This window comes from Pseudomonas fluorescens, from assembly GCF_902497625.1.
Lineage (GTDB): Bacteria > Pseudomonadota > Gammaproteobacteria > Pseudomonadales > Pseudomonadaceae > Aquipseudomonas > Aquipseudomonas fluorescens_BQ.
The window spans coordinates 45,445-61,027 of record NZ_CABVGX010000008.1 but is presented as its reverse complement, the minus strand read 5'-3'; the positions used below and the strand labels follow the sequence as shown (position 1 = coordinate 61,027).

Here is a 15,583-nt window from a genome sequence, read left to right as displayed (position 1 = left end):
GAATCTGGTGCGTTCTCGCAATACGTTGAAACAAGTCGCCGATGAAAGGTTTTTCATCGGTCAGTTATCGGTTCATCTCAACGCGGTCTGTGTAGAATCCGGAAACACCCGTGATCATGGCTCTTAATGAAAACCCCCGACCTATGCCCGGCTTGCGGCGCTTCCAACGACTGCACCCTGGCAGACCCGCGCACCGCGGCTCACGCCTGCTGGTGCTTCAGCGTCAGCATCGATCCGGCAGTGCTTGAAAAGCTGCCGGCCGAGCTGCGTAACGCCTCGTGCCTGTGCCCGCGCTGCGCTCAGGTCCAGGCACAGTTGCAAGCAGCGGCCAAGCCGATCACGTAAGATGCGCGGCCCTTTCCTGCCGATCATTCGCCATGCGTGTTGACCGATTCCTCAGCAACCTGCCGCGCTTCAACCGTCAGCAGGTTCGTCTGTTGCTGGTGGAAAAGCGCGTCCGGGTCGACGGCAAAATCGTCAGCGATCCCCATGCCGAGGTGCGCGAATTCAGTCGCGTAGAGGTCGATGACGAAATCCTGCAGACCGGCAAACCGCTGCGCCATTTCATGCTGCACAAACCGGCCGGATGCGTCAGCGCCACGCGCGATCCCGAACACCGTACGGTGCTGGATTTGATCCACGAGCCCGACAAGGACGACCTGCACATCGCCGGACGTCTGGACTTCAACACCACCGGCCTGATGCTGATGACCAATGATGGCAGCTGGTCGCGCCGCCTGACGCAACCGCAGACCAAATTACCCAAGGTGTATTACGTCGAAACCGAACAGGACATTGGCCCGCACTACGCCGCCACTTTTAGCCAAGGGCTGTACTTCGCCTTCGAAGACCTCACCACTCAACCCGCCGAGTTGAACGTACTGGGGCCAAAAACGGCGCGCCTGAGCATCGTCGAGGGCCGCTATCACCAGGTAAAGCGGATGTTCGGCCACTTCGACAACAAAGTCCTGCGCCTTCATCGCGAAAGCATGGGCCCGCTGAGGCTCGACCCTTCACTGAAACCCGGCGAATACCGCGCTTTGACCGCCGCCGAGATCGAATTGATCTAAGCAGCCTACCGCTCAGCAGAGTTGTCTAACAATTTACCAACGGCACTTGCGAAGTCCTCCGGCCCCTGCTTGAATCAGGTCGTCAGCCGAAATGTGACTGATGAGTCACCCCATACCTCTAAGAAACTTTTTGTCGGTAGAGAACCCTCAGGTTCCGCCTTGCTCCGGCAGATTGCCCGCCAATAACAATACCCGTCGACCGGACTGCAATGGATCGACATGGGCCCCCCGAAATTCTCAGGCATATGCCTACCTGTCACAAAGCTCGTGCAATGTCGATTGCGCGCATACCCGCTTGCCAGGAGTCTTATGACATGAGGCCAGAAATCGCTGTGCTGGATATACAGGGTCAGTTTCGGGTTTACACGGAGTTCTATCGCGCAGACGCCGCAGAGAAGACCATTATTCTGGTCAACGGCTCGATGGCCACGACTGCGTCGTTTGCACAAACTGTGAAAAACCTGCACCCGGAGTTCAACGTGGTGTGCTACGACCAGCCCTACGCGGGCCGATCCAAGGCGCACAATCTGCATGAGAAAATGCTCACCAAGGAAGCCGAAGGGCAGATCCTCCTGGAGTTGATCGAACACTTCGCCGCCGAGCACGTACTGTCGTTTTCCTGGGGTGGCGCCGCAACGCTGGTCGCCCTCGCCCAGCAGCCACGACGAATCGAAAAAGCAGTGATCAGTTCGTTCTCGCCGGAGATCAACGCGCACATGCTCGACTACCTCGAGCGCGGCGTCGATTACCTCGGCAGCCGGGACGGTGGCCGGGTCGGCACGCTCGTCAACAGCACCATCGGCAAACACTTGCCGACGCTGTTCAAACGCTTCAACTATCGGCATGTCAGCAGTCTGGCCGAGCACGAATATGGGCAGATGCACTTCCACATCAGCGACCTGCTGCACAGTGACCGACAGTACTTTCTCAAGGCGTCAGAGAACATCAAGGTGCCGGTGCTGTTCGTCAACGGCGAATGGGATGAGTACACCGCCGCCGATGGCGCCCGGTTATTTGCCAACCACCTGCCGCACGCTTCGTTTACTACCGTGGAAGCCACCGGCCACTTTCTCGATATGGAACACAAAGCCGCGTGCCGCGACAGTCGTAATGCGCTGATGGGTTTCCTGAAGCCTGCGCAACAGGCAAGTCGACCGCGTTATCACTACGTTCAGGACCAACATGCATTGTCCATCTGAAACCGCGTCATCGCGAGCAAGCCTGTTGCTGCATACCATGATGTTCTGTGGGAGCACGTGGTGCGGCATTCCGACTTGCCCGCGATTGGCCATCACACGGTTTTTGCGTGGCTACAGCCCGATGCCAGAGCACTCGGTACAAAGAAAAACTTCATTTTCATGCGCACATCTGGTACAAAGTCAGCCGCTCTGAGCGGGTGTCGTATAATGGCATTACTCCAGCTTCCCAAGCTGATAACGAGGGTTCGATTCCCTTCACCCGCTCCAATCGAATTTTAGTCTCACGTTGTTTTTGACGGGGGATGCAGATTAAAAAACCGGCCTTGATGGCCGGTTTTTTTTGCCTGAAATTTGGTGCGAGAACGGGCGACGGCTTTGGCCTTTAACGTTTTCGCATCAGATTGGGATTTCGTTAAGGTTTGTCGGCATTGATAACGAAAACGCGGTATTCAATAAGGCCCTGCTGCCATCATGTCGCTGCTTTTAGTTTTGCGCCTTCGCGATTTGTCGGCTCTATGTCCGACTTGGAGGATGTCCAATCCTACGAAAGCCATCAAATTCCGCATGGAGCAGCAAGGACTGATCCATCGTTGATCAGAGTCGCAAAAAACTGCAATACAGATTTCTCGATCTTTTCCTTCGCCGTCCCCCACCAATGATTAGACTTTCAGCCCATCAACCTGTGAGTCCGCGAGAAAATTCAGTGGTTATAGTGTTGATTACGAAAATCAGGTAGGTATAGTAACCACCGAAGCACACCACATGGAGGTGATGTGAACAGTCGTTTTTTGATTAGCCAAATTGTTGCGGATGGGTGGTATCTGGTTCGAATCAGAGGCAGTCACCATCATTTCAAGCATCCGAACAAGCCGGGGCTGGTGACGGTTCCTCATCCGAAAAAGGATCTGCTCAAACAAACGGCTTTGAGTATTTTGCAACAGGCGCTGCTTTGACGATGTCGGACGCGGCGACTCAAGAGGACAATCACATGCTTTACCCGATTGCGATTTCAATGGGCGATGATGATCACGCGTGGGGCGTGGAGGTGCCGGATATCCCAGGCTGTTTTTCGGCTGGTGAGGATCTCGATGACGCGATGGCGATGGCTCGGGAAGCCATTGAAGGCCATTTCGAAATCCTAGCAGAGGACGGTGCGTCTATACCGCCTGCGAACAAAGTCACCCTGCATGCAAACAATCCGAAATACGCGGGCTGCACCTGGGCGCTGGTCGATATAGACGTCACCAAATATTTAGGCAAGGCCCAGAAGCTGAACATCACCCTGCCCGGCTACCTGCTCAATCGCATTGATGAATACGTGCTGCATCATCCAGAAGAAAAGAGCCGTTCAGGATTTCTCGCTTCGGCGGCGCTTAAGGTGCTGCAACAGAGCTGACGGTTTTACCACAAAAATGACCGGCCACGATTGGCCGGTTTTTTTATGGGCGGGATTTGGCGGGCTGCTGATATTTGCTGTTGAGTGCACATCACATTTGGGTGGGTGATTGCGCTCTTTCCGCAGCCCGAAGCGTGAAAAACTGTTGATTAGGCAACGTCCTACAATACTCTGGGAATTGTCCGTACACTTGCGCATTGCTGTGTTTTTGTCTCGAAGCCTATAGTCCGTTCACGCCCAAATGGCGTATCGGGTTTGGCGACTCGATGACAACGACCCAGCGGCTTTCAAGTTTTTTCGAAGCTCGCTGACTGCACTTTGCTGCGCTTTTTTGGTGGCTGTGCGTGGGAGACCCCCGGGTCTGCCGGTTTTACCGTTGTCCGGTTCGCCAACCCGCGTACGGCTACCACCCTATTGTTTGGCGACGATCGAGTGGTAGGTCTTTCACCTACAAAACGGTAAGCACTCATGAACGAATATATGGCTTTAACCAGCAACGCCGACGACCTCCCCTCGCTCTACGTAAACACCACCCAACCGCTTCACTCTCTGCTAAGCACCGCCCGCTACCGAATTGACGCGGTCACGCAGGTGCTCGAAAACCTCGCAATGCGCAGCGACATCAACACTGATTCGGTCATCCTCAGCGACTTTGCAATGCTGTGCTGCATACCGCTGCGCGATGGTTGCGATGTGCTGGATGTGGTGGCGCGTCGGATGGATGCAGAAAAGTAGATCGTCTATCAGGGCGCCTTTAGAGGCGCCCTTCGCGTAATGACCCATACTCGAACGATGCTCGATATGGGCGACCAGGCTTCTGTGCCCAATAACCATTGCGATTCTGCTCGTTAGCGTTTTCCCGTAAACCACCTAAATTAATATCAAATTTTACATCCTGTTAGCATTTTAAATCCCCACGAAAATTAGCGTTTTCGCATAGTATCGACATTCTGTTAGCGTTTTCACGAGCGCAATAAAGGATTTCGCCATGCAAGTCGGTTTCATGACCCTCGCCAGTTGCTACGGCATCGCACTCGCGCAGCCTCTGCGGGTCGAGTCCACCATCGGCACCGCACGCGTCCGCCGCGAGGGCGTCGGGCATGTGCAGAACAAATACTCGTCCAGCTATCGGCCGGCGGACGATTTTGCAGGGCATTTCGAATTCGGCCTCAAATACGAGGAGATTCATCTCGAGTTCTTTGCTCGCCTGTTTGCGAAAACAGGCCCGCAGCCGATAGAAGACTGGTGTCGACGGGAGCCCTTCGGCCAGTACGCTCGTCGCACCGGGTTCCTTTACGAATGGCTGAGAGGAGAACGTCTGGATGTGCCAGACGTGACTAATGGCGGCTACGTCGACGCCATTTCTTCAAAAAGTTACCTGACTCGCCGTGACCCAATACGAGCGCGACGTTGGCGAGTCAATAACAACCTGCCCGGGACGGCTGAGTTTTGCCCCGTGGTGCGGCGCACCGGAGCGTTGCAGGAAGCTTTGCAATTTGATCTGCGCGCAGCACTGGCTGAGCTGGATCAAACCTTCGGCCCCGATATTTTGCTGCGGACCGCCAGTTGGCTGACGTTCAAGGAATCGCGCGCGAGCTTTCTCATCGAAAAGGAGGCAGATCAGGCCGACCGCATCCAGCGGTTTGCGCATGTCATTGCTCAGCACTGCGGGCATATTGAAAACCCGTTGAGCAACGCCAGTCTGCAATCCCTGCAAGCCGGGATTCTGGGGCAAGACGCCATCGGACTGGGCTTGCGACGCTCTCCCGTGTTTGTCGGTCAAGCGACGATGCGCGAAGACATCGTTCACTATATTGCACCCCATTGCGCTGACCTCGCGCAGTTACTGGCAGGACTTAACGAGTTCGAGGTCGCAACCCGTGGAGCAGAGTCACTTGCACGTGCTGCGGTATTGGCATTTGGCTTTGTGTATATCCATCCCATGCGCGATGGCAACGGTCGAATTCATCGCTTCCTGATCAATGACACCCTTATTCGGGATAAAGCGGTGCCCGACGGTGTGATCCTGCCGGTGTCAGCCACCATTACCAGCTCGATTGATTTCAGGGCTGGCTACGATCGAACGCTCGAAGTGTTCTCGCGACCGTTCATGCGACGCTACGCGACAGCCTATCGGTTCGGCGAACTGGTGACTTACGAGGATGGCACTCCCAGCAACTTCCTCTTTGATGATTACGAAGACGCGCGCTTTGCCTGGCGATATCCGGATTTAACCGAACACGTCCTGTACACCGCAAAAGTCGTAAAGCACACCATTCGAACGGAAATGGCGGATGAAGCCAGGGTGCTGGTGATTTTTCAGCGGGCTCAGGAACAGTTGAAAGAGGTGCTCGAGATGCCCGATCAGGATGCGAACCGGATCATCCGCTCGATCAAAGAGAATGGCTGGAAGGTCTCCGGGAAGTTGAAGAACGGCTATCCGCAACTTGACGATGACAGTGTTGCACAACGCGTTGTGGAGGCTGTGCGTTCGGCGTTTGAAGAAACGCCTTGAGGAGCGCCATTCGCGTTTAAACGCGCACCCAAAGGCACTCGATCTGTAGCAGCTGGCGAAGCCTGCGTCTGGCTCGAATCGCGTTCGAATATCGCCATCGTCAACCCGAGCGTGAGGTCGCAAGAATACCGCGCCTTCTGGTTCGACCGCTGCTACGCAGCCGGACGCAGCCGGACGCAGGCTGCGCCAGCTGCTACAGAAGCGTGACTGGGCGAATGTCGGCGGGCGACTTGGAAGCCTAGCGAGTCGCGACGATGAACAAACGCGGAAACGGCAGCAGCACCGAGCCATCTTCCAGCGCCGGGTACGCCTGTTCGATGGCCGCTTGATACTGCTTCAGGTATTGAACCTGCTCAGCGTCAGTGAGCGGTTGGAGGAACGGCCGCAAACCGCTGCCCTTGAACCATTCAACCACCGCCGCCGCGCCACCTGCGAGCGGATGGTGGTAAGTGGTGCGCCAGACATCGACCCGCGAGCAGTGCGAATTCAGCATCGAGTAATAGGCGCTGGGACTCTCTCGTTTCGTTCGTAGCCCGGCGGCTCCCGCGAGTTTCTCCGCCCACGGGCCATTGGCCGCGACTTCGCGCATCCAGCGGTGTGTCGGTTCATCGAGGTTGTCGGGCATTTGCATTGCCAGGCTGCCCCCGGTCGCCAGTTTGCTCACCAACGATGGCAAGAGGGTGGCGTGATCCGGTACCCATTGCAGCACGGCATTGGCGAAGATCACGTCGAACGGGCCGCTCTCATCCCAGCCATCAATATCAGAGACGTCGAATCGCACCTGCGGCAAGCGCTTGCGGGCGGCCTCGATCATGTCGGTCGAACTGTCCAGCCCGCGCACTTCGGCACCGACAAAGCTCTCCACCAGCAATTCGGTGGAATTGCCCGGGCCGCAACCGATGTCGATGGCCGAGCGCACATCCGTGCCGGGGATCGCCGCCAGCAGGTCGCGGGCCGGGCGCGTGCGTTCATCTTCAAAAGCGACGTATTGCTGGGCGGACCAACTCATCGGGTTCTCCTGTCGAGGCATGGCAAGCGAGTCGCCCACCATACCCGAGTGAGCAGACTGCTACTTGTCCGCAGCGTCTTTGTCCTGCATCTGCACCGAGGACTTGGTGCCGTCGGTGTTGTCCTTGGTTTCGTTATCGGAATTGTCGAAGCAGCCTTGCAGCGCGAACAGGCAGCCGCACAGGCAGAGCAAACGGGTGAGGTTCATGGGTTTCTCCAGGTTTTTATGTACCTGATGTAGTGACCCGCGCCTGCCAGGTTGGTTGCACTTGGAGCCCGGTTCACCCGCAGAATATGAATATGTAAGCAGAATTTTCCGGATCGCCATGCTGTCTTAAATTCAGGCGCATCCCAATAAGGAAGACGGCAATGAAATTTGCAAAAATCTCGCAAAAACTCGCCCTGTGGGCCGGTAGTCCGAAGACGTTCATGGGCGCATTGATTCTGATCGGCTTGTGGGGCTTGAGCGGGCCAATTTTTGGTTACAACGACACTTGGCAACTAATCATTAATACGTCGACCACCATCATCACCTTCCTGATGGTGTTCCTCATTCAGAACACGCAGAACCGCGACACCGACATTCTGCACCTGAAAATCGATGAACTGCTTAGAGTGAACAAGGAAGCGAAAAACGCCATGCTCGGCTTGGAGTTACTGGACCTCAAGCAACTTGAAGCACTGCGCAGGCACTACCGTGCGATGGGGGAAAGTGAAGTATTCGAACTCGAAGGCATGGTGTCCAGCAGCAAGCAAAAGCCCAACTGGAAAGAATGTTGAAAAAAAACGGCGCGTGATCTGAATCACGCGCCGTTTTTACACCCGCTATTAACGACTGGCTTGCAGTGCCCGCGCCATCTGCAAATGATTCTGCAACTTGGGCAAGGTTTCCTCAGCAAACGCTTTGATTTCAGGTACGTCAGTGTTCTGTGCAACCTGTTCAATCTGTTCGATCGCTTCCTGAGTGGTTTTCACCTGACTCGCGGCATAAGCCTGATCAAACGTCGTACCGTCCTTCACTTCCGGCATCAAGGCTTTGGCCTTGTCGACCACCACATCACGTGGCGCGACGGGCAAGTCAAGTTGCTTGGCGATCTTCGCCAAGTGCTGGTTTGCGGTGGTGCGGTCGTTGATGACGACGATGGTGTAATCCTTGACCTGTTGGGACTCGGATTTCTGGTGCGCCAAACGACTGGCTTCGATGTCGGCCATGCCTTTGGCCGAGGCATCATTGATGAATTCGGCGGGTGACTGGGCGAACGCACTGGTGGCGCACAGGCCCAACATCGAAGCGAAAACGGTAGTACGTAAACGGGTGGCCATCCGGCTCATGGTCGCGCCCTCCTCTTGAAAAAATCGAAGCGGGCATAAATCCCGCATAGGTTGAGAATTTTCTTTAGGGCAAAGGTTCGAAAATCCGCTGCCGGCACGACGAACGGTGCGATGGATCAGGCTTGGGAGCCAGCTAACTCGGTACAACGTGCGCCCGCGCATTGATCGCAAACCCGATCGTCCGCCAAACAAAGTTGCCGCCTCGCTTACCAATCATTTGCCCGTTTCCCGTAGCGAGCCGGGCAGCACCTGCGCCTGGTCCAGGTGACCGAAATCATTGGGATTTCATCCCCTCGCCAATCCGCCCATTCAACCAGTTCAACGCCTGATCCCCGCCTCGCCGTTTATGCCACGCCAGTACAAAGCTGAACGACGGGATATGAAACGGCGGCGGTACGACGAGCAGCGATTGCTCGTCAATATCGCGCAGGCCGCGTGAGGCGACCGTCAGGATCAAGTCCGTACCGCTGATCAAATCGGGCGCAACGCTCCAGTGTGGCAGGCTGATGGCGACGCGGCGCCGTTCGCGCAGTGCGGTTAGCGCACGCTCGATTTCCGGTGTCCCACTGCCGCGCATTTCCAGCAGCACATGGGGGCGCGCCAGGTAAGACGGCAAGTCCAGAATACCCTCGGCGGGCAGGCTGTTGCGGTCGACGAGGCACGCGTAATGCTCGTCGAACAGCGGGGTGCTGCGCACTTCGTTGGGCAGTTCCGGAAACACCCCCGCCGCCAGGTCGATGTCACCGTTGAGGATGGCATCGAGCATGCCCTCACGGCTGGCATGGCTGATTTGCAGATCGATACCTGGCGCTTCGCGGCGCAATGTGCGGATCAACCCGGGCAGGACGATGGCCGCGCCGTAATCCGACATCGCCAGGCGAAACGTGCGTTTGGCCGTGGCCGGATCGAAGGCGTTGGGCGCCAGCAGCGACTGCACTTGAGCCAGCGCTTCAGACAGCGGCGCGATCAATTCAAGCGCTCGCGGTGTCGGCACCAGCCCGGAACCGGCGCGCACCAGCAATGGATCGCCCAGCACGTCGCGCAGCCTCGCCAGAGCATGGCTGACGGCGGGCTGGCTCAGGTGCAGGCGCTCGGCCGCACGGGTAACGTGCTGCTCGCTGAGCAAGGCCTCGAGGATCACCAGCAAATTGAGGTCAATACGCCTTAAATCATTCATGTGCTGCATGTTCTGCATAGCATTATGGAATTTAAATTTGCGCGACGAATGATCTACAGTCCAGTAAATCCTTCAGGAAAATAACACTATGGGTTCGTTGTATTACGCAGGCCTGCTGATGCTGGCAGTCATAGCCGGTGCGGTGGTGCCATTTCAAAGTGCGATCAACGCCAACCTCACGCGCGGGCTAGGCCATCCGTTATGGGCGACATTGGCGTCATTGCTGGTGAGCGTTCTGGTGTTGCTGCCGATCATTCTGGCGCTGCGCCTGCCTTTGCCGTCACTGGGTTTCATCAGTAAAGCTCCGTTGTGGATGTGGACCGGCGGCGCGTTCGGTGTGGTGTTCATCTCGCTGGCCTTGGTGCTGCTGCCCAAGCTTGGCGCGTCGGGGTTCATTGCGCTGGCGCTGGCCGGGCAAGTGGTGGCATCACTGCTGCTGGATCATCTCGGCTGGTTCGGCCTGGTGCAACAGCAGGTGACCTTGCCACGGTTGTTTGGGGCGCTGTTGTTGATTGCGGGCGTGGTGTTGATTCAGTTCGGGGATTCGATGGGCAAGGCGTTGGCGGCGGCGGGATAATGATGAACTGGGGTGGGGGGTGCGGTCGCGCCGGGATAAGCGGGATGAAACGGTATGCGTCGGGGGCGCGTTGCTCTGCGTCAAGCTCGCGCCCACACGGAACAGTCCTTAAAAAGCGCTGCGGAATATTTCCTCGATCTGCCGCTGATCCGCCACCCTTGGATTGGTGAAACCGCAGGCGTCTTTCAGGGCATTGGTGGCGAGCGTCGGGATGTCGGTGAGGCGAGCGCCGAGTGCGCGCAAACCGGTGGGGATCTGCACGTCTTGCGACAGGCTGCGAATGGCCTCGATGGCGGACTGGGCGCCCTCTTCAGGGGTGCAGCCGCTAACATCGGCGCCCATGGCGTGAGCGACATCGGTCAGGCGTGCGGCACAGACCAGTGCATTGAAACTTTGCACGTGGGGCAGCAGGATTGCGTTGCAGACTCCGTGGGGCAAGTCGTAAAAACCGCCCAGTTGATGGGCCATGGCATGTACGTAACCCAGCGAGGCGTTGTTGAATGCCATGCCAGCGAGGAATTGCGCGTAGGCCATGTTTTCCCGCGCGGCCAGGTCACTGCCGTCGCGCACAGCCAAGCGCAGGTTGTTGCTGATCAGGGTAATGGCTTTCAGCGCGCAGGCGTCGGTGATCGGGTTGGCAGCAGTTGATACGTAGGCTTCGATCGCGTGGGTCAAGGCGTCCATGCCGGTAGCGGCGGTCAGGCTTTGCGGCATGGCGACCATCAGCGCTGGATCATTGACTGACAGCAGCGGCGTGACGTTGCGGTCAACGATGGCCATTTTCACGTGGCGCGATTCGTCGGTGATAATGCAGAAGCGTGTCATCTCGCTGGCGGTGCCGGCAGTGGTGTTGATGGCAATCAATGGCAGCTGTGGTTTGCTCGATTGATCAACGCCTTCGTAATCACGGATCTGCCCGCCATTCGTTGCGCACAAGGCGATGCCTTTGGCGCAGTCATGGGGCGAGCCACCGCCCAGCGACACCACGAAATCACAGCGACTTTCCTTGAGCAGACCGAGGCCGCTTTCGACGTTGGCGATGCTCGGGTTGGGTTTGGCGCCGTCAAAAATGACCGAATCGATGTCCAGCATCGCCAGTTTTTCGGCAATCATGCTCGCCACGCCGGCCTTGGCCAGCCCGGCATCGGTGACGATCAAGGCTTTGCGCAAACCGTATTTGCCGATGGCCGTCATCGCTTCCTCGAGGCAACCGATGCCCATGATGTTCACGGCGGGGATGAAAAATGTGCTGCTCATGAGCGAATCTCCTGACGAGTGGCCGAATCGGCAGTGCCGATTACGCGGGTACTCACAGCATCGGCTCACCCGCAGCAGCGGATGTTGATCTGGCGCAAGTGCGCGTCATGATAAAGTCGCCGCCCATCCGACCTTTAGTTTTGAGACGACCGACGCAATGACCGATTTCCAGGATGTCGATGCCCAACTTGAAGACTGGAACGCCTTGCGCAGCACTGCTTCCTTCAGCGGCCTGCTGGTGGGCAACGGTGCCAGCCGTGCGGTGTGGGATGATTTTGGCTACGACTCGCTGTTCGAAAACGCCCGCACCGTTGAAGAAAAACCCCTGAGCCAGTCCGAACTCAGCGTGTTCGAGGCAATGCAGACCCGCAGCTTCGAGCAAGTGCTCAGCGCGTTGAAAATCACCAGCCGCGTGAACAAGGCGCTGGCGGTCAGTTCCGCCGCGCCGCGTAACCGTTACTATGCGATCAAGGAAGCGTTGATCAATACCGTGCACGCGGTACACATTCCATGGCGGCTGGTGGTGCCGGCTACCTTGGCGACAATCAGTCAGGAATTGGCCCGCTACCGGACGGTGTTCACCACCAACTATGACTTGCTCAGCTATTGGGCGATCCAGCAGCAGCCCGAGGCGATTACTGATCTGTTTCAGGGTACCGAGCCCTGTTTTGATTTGAGCACGACGGCCACTGACAAGACCCGCTTGCTGTACCTGCATGGTGGCTTGCACCTGGTGCGCAATCAGGACGGCACCGCGCGCAAATTGATGTCGACCGAAGGCACGTTGCTCGGCAGTTTTGCCATCAACAATACGATCAAGACGCTGGATGACGTGCCGCTGTTTGTGAACGAAGGGTCGAGTGCGGACAAACTCAAGACCATTCGCAGCTCGGATTATCTGTCGTTCTGCTATGAGCAGTTGCTGGCGCATGGCGAAGGTTTGTGTGTGTTTGGGCACGCGCTGGGCGAGCAGGACAACCACATCATCCACGCACTACGCGAGGCGAAACCGAAAGTGCTGGCGATTTCGATCAATCCGCGCAGCAAGGCGTTCGTCCAGCATCAGAAGCGGCATTACGCGAAGGTGTTTGAGGGGACGGGGTGTGAGCTGCGGTTTTTTGATGCGAAGACGCATGCGTTGGGGAGTTCGAAATTGACGGTGCCCGTCGAGGTCTGAAATATGTGGTGAGGGCGGCGAGTCACGGTTTCGATCGGTGCCCAAAACCTGTGGCGAGGGCGGCGAGCCCAAGGTTTCGATCGGTGCTCAAAACCCGGGGCGAGGGGGCTTGCCCCCGTTGGGTCGCGAAGCGGCCCCAGGGGTCATTCCATCAAAACGTGCAGGCAGTTTTACGACTGCTTCGCAGCCGAACGGGGGCAAGCCCCCTCACCACAACAGCCCCAAGCCCCTTTGCCACAACAGCCCCTTTGCCGCATGCGTTGGGGATTTCGAAATTGACGGTGCCCGTCGAGGTCTGAAATATGTGGAGAGGGCGGCGGCTCACGGTTTCGATAGGTGCCCAAAACCTGTGGTGAGGGCGGCGAGCCCAAGGTTTCGATCGGTGCCCAAAACCTGTGGCGAGGGGGCTTGCCCCCGTTGGGTCGCGAAGCGGCCCCAGGGGTCATTCCATCAAAACGTGCAGGCAGTTTTACGACTGCTTCGCAGCCGAACGGGGGCAAGCCCCCTCACCACAACAGCCTCTTTGCCACAACAGCCCCTCACCACAACAGCCCCTTTGCCACAACAGCCCCTTTGCCGCACGCGTTGGGGATTTCGAAATTGACGGTGCCCGTCGAGGTCTGAAATATGTGGTGAGGGCGGCGAGTCACGGTTTCGATCGGTGCCCAAAACCTGTGGCGAGGGGGCTTGCCCCCGTTGGGTCGCGAAGCGGCCCCAGTGGTCATTCCATCAAAACGTGCAGGCAGTTTTACGACTGCTTCGCAGCCGAACGGGGGCAAGCCCCCTCACCACAACAGCCTCAAGCGCCTTTGCCACAAGCCCCTCATCACAACAGCCCCTTTGCCACAACAGCCCCTTTGCCGCATGCGTTGGGGATTTCGAAATTGACGGTGCCCGTCGAGGTCTGAAATATGTGGTGAGGCGGCGGCTCATCACAACAGCCTCTTTGCCACAACAGCCCCTCATCACAACAGCCTCCTTGCCACAACTGCCCCTTTGCCGCATGCGTTGGGGATTTCGAAATTGACGGTGCCCGTCGAGGTCTGAAATATGTGGCGAGGGCGGCGAGCCCAAGGTTTCGATCGGTGCCCAAAACCTGTGGCGAGGGGGCTTGCCCCCGTTGGGTCGCGAAGCGGCCCCAGGGGTCATTCCATCAAAACGTGCAGGCAGTTTTACGACTGCTTCGCAGCCGAACGGGGGCAAGCCCCCTCACCACAACAGCCCCAAGCCCCTTTGCCACAACAGCCTCTATGCCACAACAGCCCCTCATCACAACAGCCTCTATGCCACAACAGCCCCTCATCACACCAGCCCTATGCCATAACAGCCCCTCATCACACCAGCCTCTTTGCCACACCAACCCCTTTGCCACAAAGTACTGATCATTCCTCAGCGCTATGCACCACCACCAACAACTGGGCCTGCATCTCGCCCACTGAGCGCAACCGGTGCGGCTTTTGCGCGTTGAAGTGCAGCGCATCACCGCGCTCGAGTAGCACGCGCTCGTTCATGAAATCCACTTCCACCTGCCCTTCATGGACGAACAGAAATTCTTCACCCATATGTTCCTTGAAGGCCTTGTCGGTGAACTCGGTTGGCGGGTAGATGATGAACGGCAGCAGGCTGCGCTCGCTGACCTGATGCGCCAGCACCGCATAACCGGGGCTCTGGTCGTTGGCCGCCAGCGACTGGCGCTCGTGACTGCGCACCAGGCTGTAGCTGTCGAGGCTGACGGTGTCTTCGGAGAAGAGCTCCTCGACTTTCACATTCAGCGCCTTGGCGAGCTTCAACGCGGCCGCAATCGACGGCGTGTTCAAGCCCCGCTCGACTTTCGACAGATAGCTCTTGGTCATGCCGGACTTTTCGGCCAAGGCCTCCAGCGTCACACCAAGTTTTTTTCGCAATAATTTCAAACGGATAGACATGCGCAGCGATTAATCCATCAAGGAAGTGACGACTTACCCTTGCCAATGACACAATGTGTCATATAGCATCTTTCGTGTCATTTGCACTCACCCATGACTTTGCGAGCAACGAGTGAACGGCAAACCCGACGTCCATTGAACGCACCAAAGGACACCGATATGGCCAAGACCTTAGCACTACCCAAAGAGCAACTGGTCAAGCAAGCCCTGACGCAGATGCAAAACAGCCTGGCGGATAATACGTGGACCGACCGGCAAAAGCTGGCCCTGACCTGCCGTATTCTATTCGAGAATGGTCACGACTCTGGCCTGGCCGGGCAAATCACTGCCCGTGGCCCGCAGCCCGGCACCTATTACACTCAACAACTGGGTCTGGGTTTCGACGAGATCACCGCCAGCAACCTGCTGCTGGTCAACGAAGACCTTGAAGTGCTCGAGGGTCACGGCATGCCTAACCCGGCGAACCGTTTCCACAGCTGGGTGTACCGCGCCCGGCCGGATGTGAACTGCATCATCCACACGCACCCGACCCATATCGCGGCGCTGTCTATGCTCGAAGTGCCGCTGCAGATTTCCCACATGGACCTCTGCCCACTCTACGACGACTGCGCGTTTCTGGAAGGCTGGCCGGGCGTACCGGTCGGTAATGAAGAAGGCGACCTGATTGCCGGCGCTCTCGGCGACAAGCGCGCAGTGCTGCTTTCGCACCACGGTCAGTTGTCCACCGGCAGCACCATTGAAGAAGCATGTGTCATCGCGCAATTGATCGAACGCGCCGCCAGGTTGCAGTTGCTGGCGATGAGTGCCGGCACCATCAAACCGATCATTCCCGAGCTCGGCCGTGAAGCCCACGACTGGATTGCCCGGCCCAAGCGCCACGCCGCCGCTTTCAACTATTACGCTCGGCAGAACCTGCGCCAACACGCCGATTGCCTGAACTGAACCCACCC

The 15,583-nt window shown here is 57.5% G+C and carries 17 protein-coding genes and 1 tRNA gene; 12 read left to right on the top strand and 6 right to left on the bottom strand.

Features of this window, described 5'->3' with window-relative positions; translation table 11 throughout:
* The first annotated feature begins 126 nt into the window (after positions 1-126).
* The 8 genes from F8N12_RS07215 (at position 127) to F8N12_RS07180 (ending at position 6,180) form a co-directional block, all read left to right on the top strand.
* The gene (locus tag F8N12_RS07215; protein WP_150579840.1) at positions 127-345 is read left to right on the top strand and encodes a cysteine-rich CWC family protein; all 219 of its coding nucleotides are present in this window, start codon (positions 127-129) and stop codon (positions 343-345) included.
* Between the two features lie 32 nt (positions 346-377).
* On the top strand, positions 378-1,070 hold the full coding sequence (locus F8N12_RS07210) for a pseudouridine synthase (RefSeq protein ID WP_150579839.1): 693 nt from the start codon (positions 378-380) through the stop codon (positions 1,068-1,070).
* A 314-nt stretch (positions 1,071-1,384) separates the two neighbouring features.
* Positions 1,385-2,269, top strand: coding sequence for an alpha/beta fold hydrolase (locus F8N12_RS07205; RefSeq protein ID WP_150579838.1), 885 nt, complete (start codon positions 1,385-1,387; stop codon positions 2,267-2,269).
* Between the two features lie 193 nt (positions 2,270-2,462).
* Positions 2,463-2,536: transfer RNA gene (locus tag F8N12_RS07200), tRNA-Gly, on the top strand.
* Between the two features lie 506 nt (positions 2,537-3,042).
* Positions 3,043-3,222 (top strand): type II toxin-antitoxin system HicA family toxin, encoded by a 180-nt coding sequence (locus tag F8N12_RS07195; protein WP_150579837.1) that lies wholly within the window; start codon positions 3,043-3,045, stop codon positions 3,220-3,222.
* A gap of 35 nt (positions 3,223-3,257) precedes the next feature.
* Complete coding sequence (locus F8N12_RS07190; protein WP_150579836.1) at positions 3,258-3,665, top strand: type II toxin-antitoxin system HicB family antitoxin; 408 nt, start codon at positions 3,258-3,260, stop codon at positions 3,663-3,665.
* A gap of 468 nt (positions 3,666-4,133) precedes the next feature.
* Positions 4,134-4,400: a hypothetical protein gene (locus F8N12_RS07185; protein ID WP_028622216.1), complete on the top strand. Its 267-nt coding sequence runs from the start codon at positions 4,134-4,136 to the stop codon at positions 4,398-4,400.
* Between the two features lie 253 nt (positions 4,401-4,653).
* Positions 4,654-6,180 (top strand): Fic family protein, encoded by a 1,527-nt coding sequence (locus F8N12_RS07180; RefSeq protein WP_150579835.1) that lies wholly within the window; start codon positions 4,654-4,656, stop codon positions 6,178-6,180.
* A gap of 238 nt (positions 6,181-6,418) precedes the next feature.
* Here F8N12_RS07180 and tam read toward each other — a convergent pair whose 3' ends face one another.
* Entirely contained in the window at positions 6,419-7,189 is a 771-nt protein-coding gene (gene tam / locus F8N12_RS07175; RefSeq protein WP_150579834.1) for a trans-aconitate 2-methyltransferase, read from the bottom strand.
* A gap of 60 nt (positions 7,190-7,249) precedes the next feature.
* A complete protein-coding gene (locus F8N12_RS27580; RefSeq protein ID WP_191623124.1) occupies positions 7,250-7,396 on the bottom strand; it encodes a hypothetical protein in 147 nt (48 codons plus the stop codon).
* 161 nt (positions 7,397-7,557) lie between these two features.
* Here F8N12_RS27580 and F8N12_RS07170 point away from each other — a divergent pair, with 161 nt between their 5' ends.
* The gene (locus tag F8N12_RS07170) at positions 7,558-7,968 is read left to right on the top strand and encodes a low affinity iron permease family protein (RefSeq protein ID WP_150579833.1); all 411 of its coding nucleotides are present in this window, start codon (positions 7,558-7,560) and stop codon (positions 7,966-7,968) included.
* Between the two features lie 48 nt (positions 7,969-8,016).
* Here F8N12_RS07170 and F8N12_RS07165 read toward each other — a convergent pair whose 3' ends face one another.
* Together F8N12_RS07165 and F8N12_RS07160 are read right to left on the bottom strand one after the other, a co-directional pair.
* A complete protein-coding gene (locus F8N12_RS07165) occupies positions 8,017-8,520 on the bottom strand; it encodes a DUF4142 domain-containing protein (protein ID WP_150579832.1) in 504 nt (167 codons plus the stop codon).
* Between the two features lie 274 nt (positions 8,521-8,794).
* Positions 8,795-9,706: a LysR family transcriptional regulator gene (locus F8N12_RS07160; protein WP_150579831.1), complete on the bottom strand. Its 912-nt coding sequence runs from the start codon at positions 9,704-9,706 to the stop codon at positions 8,795-8,797.
* Positions 9,707-9,785: 79 nt separating this feature from the next.
* Between F8N12_RS07160 and F8N12_RS07155 the strand changes: the two genes are divergently transcribed.
* The gene (locus tag F8N12_RS07155; protein ID WP_150579830.1) at positions 9,786-10,274 is read left to right on the top strand and encodes a DMT family transporter; all 489 of its coding nucleotides are present in this window, start codon (positions 9,786-9,788) and stop codon (positions 10,272-10,274) included.
* 108 nt (positions 10,275-10,382) lie between these two features.
* Here F8N12_RS07155 and yiaY read toward each other — a convergent pair whose 3' ends face one another.
* Positions 10,383-11,531: an L-threonine dehydrogenase gene (gene yiaY / locus F8N12_RS07150; protein WP_150579829.1), complete on the bottom strand. Its 1,149-nt coding sequence runs from the start codon at positions 11,529-11,531 to the stop codon at positions 10,383-10,385.
* A 157-nt stretch (positions 11,532-11,688) separates the two neighbouring features.
* On the opposite strand from yiaY, the gene F8N12_RS07145 reads away from it, so the two are divergent.
* Positions 11,689-12,708 (top strand): DUF4917 family protein, encoded by a 1,020-nt coding sequence (locus F8N12_RS07145; RefSeq protein ID WP_150579828.1) that lies wholly within the window; start codon positions 11,689-11,691, stop codon positions 12,706-12,708.
* 1,382 nt (positions 12,709-14,090) lie between these two features.
* Here F8N12_RS07145 and F8N12_RS07135 read toward each other — a convergent pair.
* Positions 14,091-14,633, bottom strand: a complete 543-nt coding sequence (locus F8N12_RS07135) for a helix-turn-helix domain-containing protein (RefSeq protein ID WP_150579826.1) — start codon at positions 14,631-14,633, stop codon at positions 14,091-14,093.
* Positions 14,634-14,792: 159 nt separating this feature from the next.
* On the opposite strand from F8N12_RS07135, the gene F8N12_RS07130 reads away from it, so the two are divergent.
* On the top strand, positions 14,793-15,575 hold the full coding sequence (locus F8N12_RS07130; RefSeq protein WP_150579825.1) for an aldolase: 783 nt from the start codon (positions 14,793-14,795) through the stop codon (positions 15,573-15,575).
* The last annotated feature ends 8 nt before the right edge of the window (positions 15,576-15,583 follow it).